We start from the raw sequence: 13,522 nt of genomic DNA, 5'->3' as shown, positions 1-13,522 counted from the left end.
CCCCGGATACGGTGACCGCATGCGGCAATGCGAGGAGTGCGCGCACTGGGAGCCCGCCGGTGCGCCCGGCTGCGCCCGCTGCGCGCGGCTGGTGGACGAGATCGTCGAGGAGGGCTGGCGGGCGTTCCTGGAGCGGGAGTTCCCGGGGGCGGGGCCGGAGGAGGAGCGGGCGGTCGCCGAGATGGTCGTCGACGAGCCCGACCGGCACCAGTGGCGCGTCGTGGACGCCGCCTACGACCGGCTGACCTGCGGCGAGTGCGGCGGCGGGCTTGGCCGCGGCCCGGTCGGCTGCGGCCCCTGCGACCTGGCCAACGGCTTCCGCTTCGTCGCGGTGGAGACCGACCGGCCGCACGTGCCGCCGGGCAACGAGCACGCGCTGCGGGTCAACGTGGCGGCGGTGCGCCGCCCGCACTGGGTCTCGGCCGGGGAGCTGCTGCGCCGGCTGTCGCTGCCGGTGCTGCTGGAGGGCCGCCTGCCCACGACCGCCCAGGCCCAGGCGGTCCGGGCGCTGTACGACGACGGCGCGAGCATGGAACGCGTCGTGGCCGCCGTGTACGACTGGGGCACGTAGGGGCCCTTCCTCCTCCACCCGCCAGAAGTGCTTGATGCCCGCCTGGGCGTACTTGGCGGGCTTGGTGGTGCGGTCACGATCGATCGACGGCTCCGACGTCACCTCGACCACCAGGTGGACGTCTTCGGGAACGAAGGTCCTGGTCGCCAGGGTGAGCGCCGCCCTGCGCACGATGAGGAGATCGGGCCGGGGCCGTCGATCAGTTCGACACCACGGGGGGCGTCAGCCGGGAGCCGGGAGCCGGGAGCCGGTCGAGCATGTCGGCATCCCAGCCGCCGGGAGGGCCCGGATACAGCCACTCGGGAAGACCGTCCACCACGCGCCTCTCTTCACGATGACCCGTCGTGGTGAGGATGCCACGCGACGCGGTCGTCAGGAGGGCTCTTTGCGCTGCTCCATGGTGCGCCGGTAGAGGTGGTCGATCTCGTCCAGCGGGTCGGGGACGGCGCTCGTGCGCCGCGCCTCGATCTCCAGGTCCGTGCGGGCGCGCAGGTCGTCGATGCCGGCCGAGGCGTGCTGGACCTGGTGGCCGAGCAGGTCGGCGCGGATGCGGGCGCACATCGCCGTCAGCTTGGCCTGGTGCTCGCGGAGCCGGCCGAGCGTGGCGTGGTCGATGTAGGCCGAGACGCGGAGCTGCTGGGCGTACATGCCGAGCTGCGCGTCGTGGACGTCGGCCTGCCGTGACAGGTCGGCGAGGAGCTGCGGCAGGTCGCCGAGCCCCCAGCCCTGCTGCTGCGCGGTCTCGACCGCCTGCCGGGTCAGCGACACCTCGCGCCGCAGGTCGAGCCGGAGCCGCTCGACCTCGGCCGCCTCGCCGGGGCCCATGGCGTTGACGTGGGTGGTCAGCCGGGTGGTGGCCTGCTTCGCCTTGACCGCGGCCTTGCGCCCCACCTTGACCAGCACGTACACGCCCACGCCGGTCAGCAGCAGGAGGAAGGCCAGGATCGCCAGCACGATCAAGAGGACCTCGCCGATTGCGCCCACCTCCCGGTTCGCCGTTACGCCTTCGAGGATAGTGCGCCGGGGACGCGCGCGTGGCGGGGCGATTGCCAAGCAAGCTCTTGATCGGGTAGTGGTCGCCGTGGTTCCCTCCTCGGGAGAGCGGACGCGAGGAGGCGAGCCGGTGCCGTACACGACGGTCGAGACGGACCAGGGCGCGGTCAGGCTGTTCCACACCGACGACGGGGCCGGCGGGGGACCGCCGCTGCTGCTGGTGCACGGGTGGGGGGCCGACTCCCACCAGTGGTCCTGGCACATCGACGCGCTCGCCGCCGAGCACCGGGTGATCGCGGTGGACCTGCGCGGTCACGGCTACTCGTCGGTCCCCGCCGAGGGCAACACCCCGCACGCCATGGCCGCCGACCTCGTCGCGCTGCTGGACGCCCTGGGCGTGCCCGAGGTGTTCGCCGTCGGTCACTCCATGGGCGGCCAGATCGTCACCATCCTCGCCGTCGAGCATCCCGACCGGGTGGCCGGCGTCGTCGCCGTCGATCCCGGGTACGGCATCGGGCCGGAGATCGCGCGCGGCTTCCCCCGGACGATCGAGGGGCTGCGCGGCGAGCGGGCGACCGAGGCGGCCCTGCGGCTCGACCAGTGGTGCACGAACGCCGCCACGCCCGCCGTCATCCGCCGCTGGCACCGCCGCCGGCTGGAGGCGATGCCGGCGCACGTGCTGGCGCAGGCGTTCGAGGCGATGTTCGCGCTGCCCGGCTCGATGGGCGTCAGGCCGGCCAGCGACGACTACCTGGCCCGCCGTCGCTGCCCGGTGCTGTCGATCTGGGCCGACCCGGCGCGGGCGGTCTGGGAGGCGGGGCTGCTCAAGCACCCCGGGTCGAAGGTCGTGTGCTGGGAGGGCTCCAGCCATCGGCTGCACGAGGAGCGGCCCGCGGAGTTCGTGGAGGTCGTGAGCGGATGGGTGCGGGAGATCCTGGCCGAGCACCTGACGCCGGAACGCTGAGACTCGCGCGTCCGGGGGCCGCCGGTCCGGCGGGGAACGTGTGGGCGCCGAGGCGGGGCCACTGAGCGCCCACACGGGTCCTCCCGTCACTTACGCACGGCGATCGTACGGCCGGGCGGACCCGCCGGTCGTCATCCGCGCGGCGGAGACCCCGTCACCCCAGGGGATGACGCCGGTCCCGGAGACGCGAGGCCCGCCGACGACGCGCGCGCGGCCCTGCGCCGGGCCCGTACGCGCCGGGCCTTGCGGATGCCCCACCAGGCGAACAGCCCGAACAGCAGCACCCCGACGAGCGCCAGGACCGGCGCGAACACGGCGGCCAGGCTCATGCCGAGCGAGCCCGCGTCCTCGACCGTGCTGACCACCGGGGCGCCCACCCCGGCCGTGCCCGCGTTGATCACCGGGCGGGCGGCCGCCTTCAGGGCGTGCACGGCCAGGGCCAGCACGATGCCGAGCACCCATCCGGCCCACGGGTTCTCGGCCATCCACGTGGAGTGGTCCAGCTCCGCCGCGGCGCTGGTGGCGCTGAAGACCACGCCGCCGGACGCGGGCCGCACCACGGTCTGGATCATGTCGTTCACCGTGTCGACGGCCGGCACCTTGTCGAGCACCATCTCGGCGACGAGGAGCACCGCGATGACGGCGAGCACGCCCCAGTTGGACAGCCAGGCGTAGCCGTCGGGCAGCTTCACCGCGTCGGTGAGGTTGGCGAGCACCCCCACCACGAGCAGGGGTATGTAGGCGTTCAGCCCGGCGGCCGTCGACAGTCCGAGCCCGGTCAGAGCAGCGAGCATGGCTCCAGTCTGCCCCGCTGACGCCGATCCCGCGCCCGCCGGACGGAGCTCGGCCGGACGGAGCTCGGCCGGACGGAGCTCGGCCGGACGGAGGTCGGCCGGGCCAAGCTCAGCCGGACAGCCGGCCGAGCCGCTCCACCGCGTCGGCGAACTCGCTCACCATCGCGTACACGACCTCGCGCGCCGGCCGCACCTGGTCGAGCTGGCCCACGACCTGGCCGACGAAGTAGTTGGCCAGCTCCAGCGCGCCGGGCTCGCCCCGTTCGGCCGCCGCGCCGATGCGGGCCATCGCCGACTCGGCGACGAGGAGCTGCAGCGGCATCCCGAGCGGTCCCGGGCTCTCCTGACCGGAGTCCCACTCGTCCGTCCACGCCGACCTGAGCTGGCGGGCCGGCTTGCCGGTGCGCGAGCGGGACCGGACGGTGTCGAGCGAGGAGGCGGCCAGCATCTTGCGCTTGACCGCCGGAGCCGTCTCCGCCTCCTCGGTGGTCAGCCAGACCGAGCCGCACCACACGCCCTCGGCGCCCAGCGCCATGGCGGCGGCCATCTGCCGCCCGGAGGCGATCCCGCCGGCCGCCAGCACCGGCACCGGCCCGACCGCGTCCACCACCTGCGGCACCAGCACCATCGTGGAGATCTCGCCCGTGTGCCCGCCGGCCTCGGTGCCCTGGGCCACGATGACGTCCGCGCCCGCCTCCACCTGCCTGCGCGCGTGCTCGACGGTGCCGACCAGCGCCGCGACCGGCACCCCGGCCTCCCGGGCCCGCGCGACCAGCTCGGGCGGCGGCGGGCCGAGCGCGCTGGCGACCAGGCCGACGGGGTGCTTCAGCGCCACGTCGATGAGGCCGGTCGCGCCCGCCGCGGTGACCCGCCGGCCGAGCTCGTCGGGCGACCCGATCGCGGGCCCGCCGACGGGGCCGCCCGCCCCGCCCACGCCGTACTTCGCCATCAGGTGCGCGACGAAGTCGCGGTGCCGCTCGGGGACGGCGTCGGCCAGGCGCGCCTCGCGGTCGAGCACCTGGGCGTCGACCTTGCCGGGCAGCAGCACGTCCACCCCGTACGGCCGGCCGCCCACCCGCTCGTCGAGCCAGGTGAGCTCGGTGTCGAGCTGCTCAGGGGTGTACGCGATGGCGCCGAGCACGCCGAAGCCGCCGGCGTTGGTCACCGCGGCCACGACGTCGCGGCAATGGCTGAAGGCGAACAGCGGGAACTCGACGCCCAGACGCTCGCAGATGGCGGTGCGCATGGACCGACGCTAACCGTCAGAACGATGTTCGGTCCAGCCCCTGGCGATCCGCCACCGCGCCGTCCGCCACCGCGCCGTCCGCCACCGCGCCGTCCGCCCCGGGACGGCCGCCCGGCGCGTGCCAGCCCAGCTCCGGGTCGTACGTGCGCACCAGCCGCGCCGGCACCCCCGCCACCACGCTGTGGTCCGGGAACTCGCCGCGCACCACCGCGCCCCCCGCCACCACGCAGTGCCGGCCGAGCCGCGTGCCGGGCAGGACGATCGCCCCGGCCCCCAGCCACGAACCCGCGCCGATCGCGACCGCGGCGTTGCGCGGCCACTGCCGCCCGATCGGCACGTCCGGGTCGTCGTAGACGTGGTTCTGGTCGGTGATGTAGACGTACGGGCCGGTGAAGACGTCGTCGCCGATGTCGATCGACTGGTGGGCGACGATGTGCGAGCCGCGGCCGATCGAGCAGCCGCCGCCGATCCGCAGGATCGAGCCCGGCCCGAGGTCCGCTCCCGGCATCATGCCGCACGACAGCGACACCCGCTCGCCGACGAGCGTGTGGTCGCCGATCTCGATCCACCGCTCGCCGAAGATCGCCCCCGGCGGGAAGGCGATCTTGACGCCCTCGCCCAGCCTGCGGAACGCGTGGCCCGCGGGACTCGCCGGGGTGATGGCCCCGGCTTCGCGGATCGCCGTGTAGGCACGGTGGATCAGCGTGCCCATCGCCCGCCGTACGCATGACATAGCGCCCAAAGTTACCGCTAGGTCATACCGTTCGGGCATGTCGGGGACGTTGTTTGATATCCTGAGAGCCCGTGGACAGTTCGACCACGCCTCGAGCCACGGGAGCCCCTTTGCGCAGCGCATCGCAAACCAAGCATCTGTTCGTCACCGGCGGTGTCGCCTCCAGTCTCGGCAAGGGGCTCACGGCATCCAGCCTCGGCCGCCTGCTCAAGGGTCGCGGTCTCCGGGTCACCATGCAGAAACTCGACCCCTACCTCAACGTCGACCCCGGCACCATGAACCCGTTCCAGCACGGTGAGGTGTTCGTCACCGACGACGGCGCCGAGACCGACCTCGACGTCGGCCACTACGAGCGGTTCCTCGACACCGACCTGCACGGCTCGGCCAACGTGACCACCGGCCAGGTCTACTCCAACGTCATCGCCAAGGAGCGGCGCGGCGAGTACCTCGGCGACACCGTCCAGGTCATCCCGCACATCACCAACGAGATCAAGGACCGCATCCGGGGCATGGCCGGTCCGGACGTCGACGTGGTCATCACCGAGGTGGGCGGCACGGTCGGCGACATCGAGTCGCTGCCGTTCCTGGAGGCGGTGCGCCAGATCCGGCACGAGGTCGGCCGCGACAACGTGTTCTTCCTGCACGTGTCGCTGCTGCCCTACATCGGCCCCTCCGGCGAGCTCAAGACCAAGCCCACGCAGCACAGCGTCGCCGCGCTGCGCAGCATCGGCATCCAGCCCGACGCGATCGTGCTGCGCTCCGACCGTCCCGTGCAGACGGCGATCAAGCGCAAGATCAGCCTGATGTGCGACGTGGACGAGGACGCCGTCGTCTCCGCCGTCGACGCCGCCTCCATCTACGACATCCCGAAGGTGCTGCACACCGAGGGCCTCGACGCGTACGTGGTGCGCCGGCTCGGCCTGCCGTTCCGCGACGTGGACTGGAAGGAGTGGGACCAGCTCCTGCGGCGCGTCCACCGCCCCGCCAAGGAGGTCACGATCGCGCTGGTCGGCAAGTACATCGACCTGCCCGACGCCTACCTGTCGGTCACCGAGGCGCTGCGCGCCGGCGGCTTCGCCAACGACGCCCGCGTCAACATCCGCTGGGTCAAGAGCGACGACTGCGAGACGCCCGACGGCGCCGCGCGCGAGCTCGACGGCGTCGACGGCGTGCTGATCCCCGGCGGGTTCGGCGTGCGCGGCATCGAGGGCAAGATCGGCGCCATCCGCCACGCCCGCGAGAACAAGGTCCCGCTGCTCGGCATCTGCCTCGGCATGCAGGGCATGGTCATCGAGGCCGCGCGCCACCTCGCCGGCATCGCCGAGGCCAACTCCGCCGAGTTCGACCCCGAGACCAAGCACCCGGTCATCTCCACGATGGCCGACCAGGAGGACGTCGTCGCCGGCGAGCGCGACATGGGCGGCACCATGCGGCTCGGCAGCTACACCGCCAAGCTCGGCGAGGGCACGCTGGCCCGTCAGCTCTACGGCGGCAAGGCCAAGGCCGACGAGCGCCACCGCCACCGCTACGAGGTCAACAACGCCTACCGCGAGCGGCTGGAGAAGGTCGGGCTGGTCTTCTCCGGGCTGTCGCCCGACGGCCGCCTGGTCGAGTACACCGAGCTGCCCGCCGACGTCCACCCGTTCTTCATCGGCACCCAGGCCCACCCCGAGTTCCGCTCGCGGCCGACGCGCGCCAACCCGATGTTCAAGGGCCTGATCGGCGCCGCCCTCGTCTACGCCGACAGCCGCGTGACCTCCAAGGTCGCCAAGTGAAGGTGCAGGACACGCCCGAGGCGTGGGAGGTCGTCGCCTCCGTCGAGCGTTTCAAGGGCCGGGTGTTCCAGGTCGTCACCGACACCGTCCGGATGCCCGGCGACACGGTGGCCGACCGCGACTACGCCCGGCACGTCGGCTCGGTCGCGGTGGTCGCCCTCGACGAGGACGACCGCGTGCTGATGATCCGCCAGTACCGCCACGCCGTGCGCCGGCTGCTGTGGGAGCTGCCCGCCGGCCTGCGCGACGTGGAGGGCGAGCCGCTGGCCGAGACGGCCGCGCGGGAGCTGGCGGAGGAGGCCGGCCACCGTGCCGCGACCTGGCACACGCTGGTCGACCTGCTCGTCTCGCCCGGCATGACGGACGAGCGCATCCGGGTCTTCCTCGCCCGCGGCCTGACGCCGATCCCCGAGGAGGAGAACGGCTTCGTCCCGCAGCACGAGGAGATCGGCATGGCGGTCGAGTGGGTGCCGCTGGCCGAGGCCGTCCAGCACGCGCTCACGGGAATGATCCACAATTCCCCGGCCGTCGCCGGTATCCTCGCCGCGTACGCGGCATCGGCCGAGGGCTTCACCGGTTTGCGCCCCGCCGACGCCCCAGAGGCGTGACGGAAGGACCCGAGTCGTGGAGGCGGTGCTCTCCAGCTACCTCGCCCATCTGGCGGTGGAGCGGGGTCTGGCTGCCAACACGCTGGCCTCCTACCGTCGTGACCTGAGCCGTTACGTCCAGCACCTGCGCTCGCGCGGGCGCGCCACGCTCGGCGAGGTCGGCGAGGACGACGTCCTCGGCTTCCTCGCCGCGCTGCGCGAGGGCGACGGCGAGCACCCCGCCCTCGTGGCCAGCTCGGCCGCGCGGGCGGTGTCCGCCGTGCGCGGGCTGCACCGCTTCGCGCTGCGCGAGGGCGTCACCGCGCACGACCCCGCCCACCAGGTGCGCCCGCCGCGCCAGCTGCGCAAGCTGCCCAAGCCGATCGCCGTCGACGAGGTCGAACGGCTCATCGCCGCCTCCGGCCCCGACGGCGCGCCGCTGACCCTCCGCAACCGCGCCCTGCTGGAGGTCCTGTACGGCACGGGCGCGCGCATCTCGGAGGCCGTCGGCCTGGCCGTCGACGACCTGGAGGAGGACCAGGTGCGGCTGCGCGGCAAGGGCGGCCGCACCAGGATCGTCCCGCTCGGCCGCTACGCCCGTTCGGCGCTCGACGCCTACCTCGTCCGGGCCCGGCCCGGCCTGCTCGCCCACGGCCGGGGCACGCCCGCGGTGTTCCTCAACGCGCGCGGCGGGCGCCTGACCCGCCAGGGCGCCTGGGAGGTGCTGCAGGCCGCCGCCGAACGAGCCGGACTCCGCGGGATCTCCCCGCACGTTCTCCGCCATTCCTTCGCAACCCACCTCATCGACGGCGGCGCCGACGTTAGGGTGGTGCAGGAGCTGCTCGGCCACGCCTCGGTGACGACCACCCAGGTCTACACCCTGGTCACGGTCGACAAGCTCCGCGAGGTGTACGCCGCCGCGCACCCCCGCGCCCGGCAGTGATCTATAGTCTTTTGCGGCGTGCCACGGTTCGGCGTGCCGCCTTGCCGCGTTTAGTGATGACGCCATAGTGTCCGTCCGGACGGTCCGGTTCGGGATCGTCAGGGAGGTTCGAGCTGGTGACTGTGACGACCAACGGTTCGACCCCGGGGACCCCCGACAACCCCTGGGGTGACACGAAGACCGACACGCCCTCCACCGGCGTGAACCTGGGCCCCACCCGGCGCCCCCGGCCGGTGTTCCCGGAACCCGTGCCGCCGGAGGTGCACGGGCCGGCCCGGGTCGTCGCGATGGTCAACCAGAAGGGCGGGGTCGGCAAGACCACGACCACCATCAACCTGGGCGCCGCGCTCGTCGAGTACGGCCTCAAGGTCCTGCTCGTCGACTTCGACCCGCAGGGCGCCCTGTCCGTCGGGCTCGGCATCAACCCGCTCCAGCTCGACCTCACGGTCTACAACCTGCTGATGGAGCGCAACGTCACCGCCGAGGACGTGCTGCTGGAGACCGGCGTCGAGGGCCTCGACCTGCTGCCCAGCAACATCGACCTGTCGGCCGCCGAGGTCCAGCTCGTCACCGAGGTCGCCCGCGAGCAGGTGCTCGGCCGCGTGCTCAAGCCGCTGCTGCCGCACTACGACGTCTGCCTCATCGACTGCCAGCCGTCGCTCGGCCTGCTCACCATCAACGCGCTCACCTGCGCCCACGGCGTCATGGTGCCGCTGGAGTGCGAGTTCTTCGCGCTGCGCGGCGTCGCCCTGCTCATGGACACCATCTCCAAGGTCCAGGAGCGCCTCAACGACGAGCTGGAGATCGAGGGCCTGCTGGCGACCATGTATGACGCCCGCACCCTGCACGGCCGCGAGGTGCTGGCCCGCGTCGTCGAGGCGTTCGGCGACAAGGTGTTCCACACCGTGATCAACCGCACCGTCCGCTTCCCCGACGCGACGGTCGCCGGTGAGCCGATCACCACCTTCGACCCGTCCTCCCTCGGCGCCAGCGCCTACCGTGAGCTGGCCCGCGAAGTGCTCTCGCGCTGGCCGGCGCCTGCCACAATGGCCAGGTGACGTCAGAGCGGGGGAGCGCCGTCCAGGACGAGGAGCAGGCGGGCAAGTCCGGGTTCCAGGTCCACCTCGACGTCTTCGAGGGACCGTTCGACCTGCTGCTCGGGCTGATCGCCAAGCACAAGCTCGACATCACCGAGGTGTCCCTGTCCAAGGTCACCGACGAGTTCATCTCCTACATCCGCTCGCGCGGCCCCGAGTGGGACCTCGACCAGACCAGCCACTTCCTGCTGGTCGCGGCCACCCTGCTCGACCTCAAGGCGGCCCGGCTGCTGCCCAGCGGCGAGGTCGAGGACGAGGAGGACCTCGCGCTGCTGGAGGCCCGCGACCTGCTGTTCGCCCGGCTGCTGCAGTACAAGGCGTACAAGGAGGTCGCGAAGGTCTTCGCGGCCCGCATGGCCGACGAGGCGCTGCGCCACCCCCGCGCCGTGCCGATGGAGCCGCGCTTCGCCGACCTGCTGCCGGAGCTGATCCTCGGCATCGGCCCCGAACAGCTCGCCAGGATCGCCGCCAGGGCGTTCACTCCGAAGGCGCCGCCCACGGTCGCCGTCGGCCACATCTACCAACCGCTGGCCAGCGTCCGCGAGCAAGCCGCTATCCTGGTCCAGCGCCTCAGGCGCATGCGCCGGGCCACCTTCCGGGCCCTGGTCGCCGACTGTGACGGCACCTTCGAGGTCATCGCCCGCTTCCTCGCCGTCCTGGAGCTGTTCCGCGAGGCGGCGGTGAGCTTCGAGCAGGTCGAGCCGCTGGGTGACCTGCACGTCACCTGGACGGGCAGCGACGAGGGCGACGTCGCGGTGGGCGACGACTACGAGGAGAGCGCGCTCAGCGCGGAGAAGGCGGAGAAGGCTGCTGATGAGTGACGACCGCCCCGGCGAGCACGCGGACGACCACCCGGGTGACCACCCCGGCGGGCCGGCGGGGGACCACTTCGGCGCATCGGCGGGGGAGCACGCCGGGGACGCGCCGCCACAGCCCCGCAGGTCGCCGGAGGCGACGCTGCCGGCCTGGATGACCCTGCCGGGCGCGCTGGCCGCCGCCGCCGACACCCGGCCGGCCACCCCCGAGGTTCAGCCGGTTGTCCCCGAGGTACGGTCGGCCACCCGCGAGGCCCCCGAGCCGTCCGAGCTGTACGAACCGTCCGAGCCCGCCGAGCCCTCCTCGTCCGGCGAGCCCCTCTCGGGCCCCGCCACCGAGCCGGTGTCCGAAGCCGAGCCGGTGTCGGAAGCCGAGCCGAGGCCCGAGTCCGAGCCGGCTCCCGTACCTCAGCCGGCGCCCGGACCCGAGCCGTTCAGCGGCGTGGCGGACACGCCGGAGGAGTCCCTGGCCGAGCCGGAGGACGAGGCGGCGCCCGCACCCGACCTGCACGCGGCGCTCGAAGCGATCCTCATGGTCGTGGACGTCCCCGTCCCCGAGGTGACGCTGGCGCAGGTGCTCGAACGCCCCACCCACGAGGTGACCGCCGCCCTCAGATCGCTGGCGGCGGAATACACCGAAGCCCGGCGGGGTTTCGATCTGAGACAGGTCGCGGGCGGCTGGCGTTACTACACGCGCGCCGACTGCGCACCCCTGGTCGAGCGGTTCGTCCGCGACGGCCAGCAGACGCGGCTCACCCAGGCCGCGCTGGAGACACTCGCGGTCGTGGCCTACCGGCAACCGGTGAGCCGCGCCCGCGTCGCCGCGGTCCGCGGCGTGAACAGCGACGGCGTCATGCGGACGCTCGTCGCGCGGGGGCTGGTCGAGGAGGCCGGCACCGACCCGGAGAGCCAGGCAGTGCTCTACCGGACAAGCTCATACTTCCTTGAACGTCTGGGACTGAAGGACCTCAGCGAGCTCCCCGAGCTGGCTCCGTTCCTCCCGGACGACGTGGAGAATCTCGAGGAGACGACAAAGTGATCAACAGGCGCAGCACCCCGTCCGGTGATGGACGCGGTCGAGGACGTACCGGCGGCTTCAGTGGCCGCGGCGGGCGTCCCGCCTTCCGTTCCGACGACAGCCGCGGCGGTTCCGGCCGCGACTCCCTCCGTGCCGATCGCGGCGGCGCCCGCGCCCGGTACGGCGACTCCCCCTCCCGTGACCGCTCCGGCGGCGAACGCGGCGGCTTCCGCTCCGAGGGCCGCGAGGGCGGCTTCCGCTCGGAGGGCCGTGACGGCGGCTTCCGCTCCGAGCGGCGCGACGACCGCGACGGTTTCCGCTCCGAGCGTCGCGGCTTCGGCTCCGGCCCGCGCGACGGCCGGGGCGACTCCCGTTCCGACAGGCGTGACGACCGGCGTGACGACCGCGGCGGCTACCGTCCGGACCGGTCCGAGGACCGCGGCGGCTACCGTTCGGACCGCTCCGACGCCCGCGGCGCCTACCGGCGCGACGATCGCACGGACCGCCGTGACGACCGCCGTGACGACCGTCGTGACGACCGTCGTGACGAGCGCCCGTCCTACCGCTCCGCCGGCCGCGACGACCGTGGCGGCTACCGTTCCGACCGGCGTGACGAGCGCGACGGTGCTTCCCGCTCCGGCTTCCGCTCCGACCGTCGTGACGGCGGCTACCGTCCCGAGCGCCGCGACGACCGCGACGGCGGTTTCCGTTCCGACCGCCGTGACGACCGTGACGGCGGTTTCCGTTCCGACCGTCGTGACGACCGCGGCGGCGCTTCGCGCTCCGACCGGCGTGACGGCGGCTTCGGCGCCGAGTCGCGGCCCGGCGCCCGTCCCTCGTTCCGCGCCGACCGGAGCGGCCGGCGTGAGGAGGCCCCCGGCGCTTCCCGCGCCCGCTACGGCCGCCGCGAGGAGCCGCGTGGCTCCCGCCGCGACGGCGTCCAGACCATCGGCCGCCCCTCCGGAGGCCGCTCCTCGTCCGCGGGCGGCCCGCGGCGGGACGGCTACGGCGGCCAGGGCGCGTACGGAGGGTCCTCCGGCGCCGGCCGGGGCCGGTGGAGCGCGGACCGGGGCCCGGGCGGCGGCGCGCAGACGGCGGGCCGCGGCGGCGAGGCGCCCCGCGACCGGTTCAAGACCTCCCGCCAGCCCCTGCGCGACCCCGACCTCTACCCCGAGGGCTACACCGACGAGCGCGACACCACCGAGGTCCCCGGCGGCGTGCGCCTGCAGAAGGTCCTCGCCCAGGCGGGCGTGGCCAGCCGCCGCGCCTGCGAGGAGATGATCGGCGACGGCCGCGTCACCGTGAACGGCCAGGTCGTGCGCAGGTTCGGCGCCAAGGTCGATCCCGCGACGCAGATCATCCACGTCGACGGCAAGCGCATCCCGACCGCTCCCGACCTCGTCTACTACGCCCTGAACAAGCCCATCGGCGTCGTGTCCACCATGAGCGACCCGCAGGGCCGCCCGTGCCTGGCCGACTACGTCGAGGAGCTGGCCCCGCGCCTGTTCCACGTGGGCCGGCTCGACACCGAGACCGAGGGCCTGCTGCTGCTCACCAACGACGGCGAGCTGGCCAACCGGCTGACCCACCCCAGCTACGGCGTGCAGAAGAAGTACTGGGCCAAGGTGCCGGGTCCCATCCCGCGCGACCTCGGCCGCCGGCTCAAGCAGGGCGTCGAGCTGGAGGACGGCCTGGTCAAGGTGGACAGCTTCACGATCGTTCAGGAGCACGGCCAGCAGGCGTTGGTCGAGGTCGTGCTGCACGAGGGCCGCAAGCACGTGGTGCGGCGCCTGCTGGAGGAGGCCGGCCACCGGGTCATCGACCTGGCCAGGATCGAGTTCGGGCCGGTCAAGCTCGGCCGGACCAAGCCCGGCACCGTCCGCGCGCTCACGCTGAAGGAGGTCGGCGACCTCTACGCCGCCGTGAAGCTGTAATCTGATCAGAACGCAGGAGCCCGTGCGGAGGTCCGCACGGGCTCCACCGCTT

The 13,522-nt window shown here is 73.3% G+C and carries 13 protein-coding genes and 1 pseudogene; 9 read left to right on the top strand and 5 right to left on the bottom strand.

Going from position 1 to position 13,522, the window contains the following annotated elements; all coding sequences use genetic code 11:
• Positions 1-19: 19 nt before the first annotated feature.
• Positions 20-571, top strand: a complete 552-nt coding sequence (locus HT134_RS44615) for a hypothetical protein (RefSeq protein WP_246363553.1) — start codon at positions 20-22, stop codon at positions 569-571.
• 66 nt (positions 572-637) lie between these two features.
• Here the strand turns inward: HT134_RS44615 and HT134_RS45300 are convergent.
• A pseudogene (locus tag HT134_RS45300) lies at positions 638-742 on the bottom strand (Uma2 family endonuclease); the annotation flags it as partial.
• A 201-nt stretch (positions 743-943) separates the two neighbouring features.
• The gene (locus HT134_RS06145; RefSeq protein WP_175599211.1) at positions 944-1,555 is read right to left on the bottom strand and encodes a hypothetical protein; all 612 of its coding nucleotides are present in this window, start codon (positions 1,553-1,555) and stop codon (positions 944-946) included.
• 139 nt (positions 1,556-1,694) lie between these two features.
• On the opposite strand from HT134_RS06145, the gene HT134_RS06140 reads away from it, so the two are divergent.
• Positions 1,695-2,528, top strand: coding sequence for an alpha/beta fold hydrolase (locus HT134_RS06140; RefSeq protein ID WP_175599210.1), 834 nt, complete (start codon positions 1,695-1,697; stop codon positions 2,526-2,528).
• Positions 2,529-2,659: 131 nt separating this feature from the next.
• Here HT134_RS06140 and HT134_RS06135 read toward each other — a convergent pair whose 3' ends face one another.
• The 3 genes from HT134_RS06135 to HT134_RS06125 all read right to left on the bottom strand — a co-directional run bounded on the left by HT134_RS06135 (position 2,660) and on the right by HT134_RS06125 (position 5,301).
• A complete protein-coding gene (locus HT134_RS06135) occupies positions 2,660-3,322 on the bottom strand; it encodes a DUF4126 domain-containing protein (protein WP_175599209.1) in 663 nt (220 codons plus the stop codon).
• 109 nt (positions 3,323-3,431) lie between these two features.
• On the bottom strand, positions 3,432-4,568 hold the full coding sequence (locus HT134_RS06130) for an NAD(P)H-dependent flavin oxidoreductase (RefSeq protein WP_175599208.1): 1,137 nt from the start codon (positions 4,566-4,568) through the stop codon (positions 3,432-3,434).
• A gap of 16 nt (positions 4,569-4,584) precedes the next feature.
• Positions 4,585-5,301 carry an acyltransferase gene (locus HT134_RS06125; protein ID WP_246363552.1) on the bottom strand — a complete coding sequence of 239 codons (717 nt, stop codon included), beginning with the start codon at positions 5,299-5,301 and terminating at the stop codon, positions 4,585-4,587.
• A 110-nt stretch (positions 5,302-5,411) separates the two neighbouring features.
• On the opposite strand from HT134_RS06125, the gene pyrG reads away from it, so the two are divergent.
• The 7 genes from pyrG (at position 5,412) to HT134_RS47545 (ending at position 13,470) form a co-directional block, all read left to right on the top strand.
• Positions 5,412-7,076: a CTP synthase gene (gene pyrG / locus HT134_RS06120; RefSeq protein WP_175599207.1), complete on the top strand. Its 1,665-nt coding sequence runs from the start codon at positions 5,412-5,414 to the stop codon at positions 7,074-7,076.
• Positions 7,073-7,684 (top strand): NUDIX domain-containing protein, encoded by a 612-nt coding sequence (locus tag HT134_RS06115; protein ID WP_175599206.1) that lies wholly within the window; start codon positions 7,073-7,075, stop codon positions 7,682-7,684. The genes pyrG and HT134_RS06115 overlap by 4 nt, the downstream gene beginning before the upstream one ends.
• Positions 7,685-7,700: 16 nt before the next feature.
• On the top strand, positions 7,701-8,606 hold the full coding sequence (locus HT134_RS06110; protein WP_175599205.1) for a site-specific tyrosine recombinase XerD: 906 nt from the start codon (positions 7,701-7,703) through the stop codon (positions 8,604-8,606).
• Positions 8,607-8,722: 116 nt separating this feature from the next.
• Positions 8,723-9,664, top strand: coding sequence for a ParA family protein (locus HT134_RS06105; RefSeq protein WP_175591871.1), 942 nt, complete (start codon positions 8,723-8,725; stop codon positions 9,662-9,664).
• Complete coding sequence (locus HT134_RS06100; protein WP_175599204.1) at positions 9,661-10,524, top strand: segregation and condensation protein A; 864 nt, start codon at positions 9,661-9,663, stop codon at positions 10,522-10,524. The genes HT134_RS06105 and HT134_RS06100 overlap by 4 nt, the downstream gene beginning before the upstream one ends.
• Positions 10,525-11,050: 526 nt before the next feature.
• Positions 11,051-11,557: an SMC-Scp complex subunit ScpB gene (gene scpB / locus HT134_RS44605; protein WP_217707608.1), complete on the top strand. Its 507-nt coding sequence runs from the start codon at positions 11,051-11,053 to the stop codon at positions 11,555-11,557.
• On the top strand, positions 11,554-13,470 hold the full coding sequence (locus HT134_RS47545; RefSeq protein ID WP_312887991.1) for a pseudouridine synthase: 1,917 nt from the start codon (positions 11,554-11,556) through the stop codon (positions 13,468-13,470). Before scpB ends, HT134_RS47545 begins: the two co-directional genes overlap by 4 nt.
• Positions 13,471-13,522 lie beyond the last annotated feature (52 nt).

Origin of the sequence: Nonomuraea rhodomycinica (assembly GCF_013363995.1) — a bacterium.
GTDB lineage: Bacteria > Actinomycetota > Actinomycetes > Streptosporangiales > Streptosporangiaceae > Nonomuraea > Nonomuraea rhodomycinica.
This window is presented reverse-complemented; position numbering and strand designations above follow the sequence as displayed.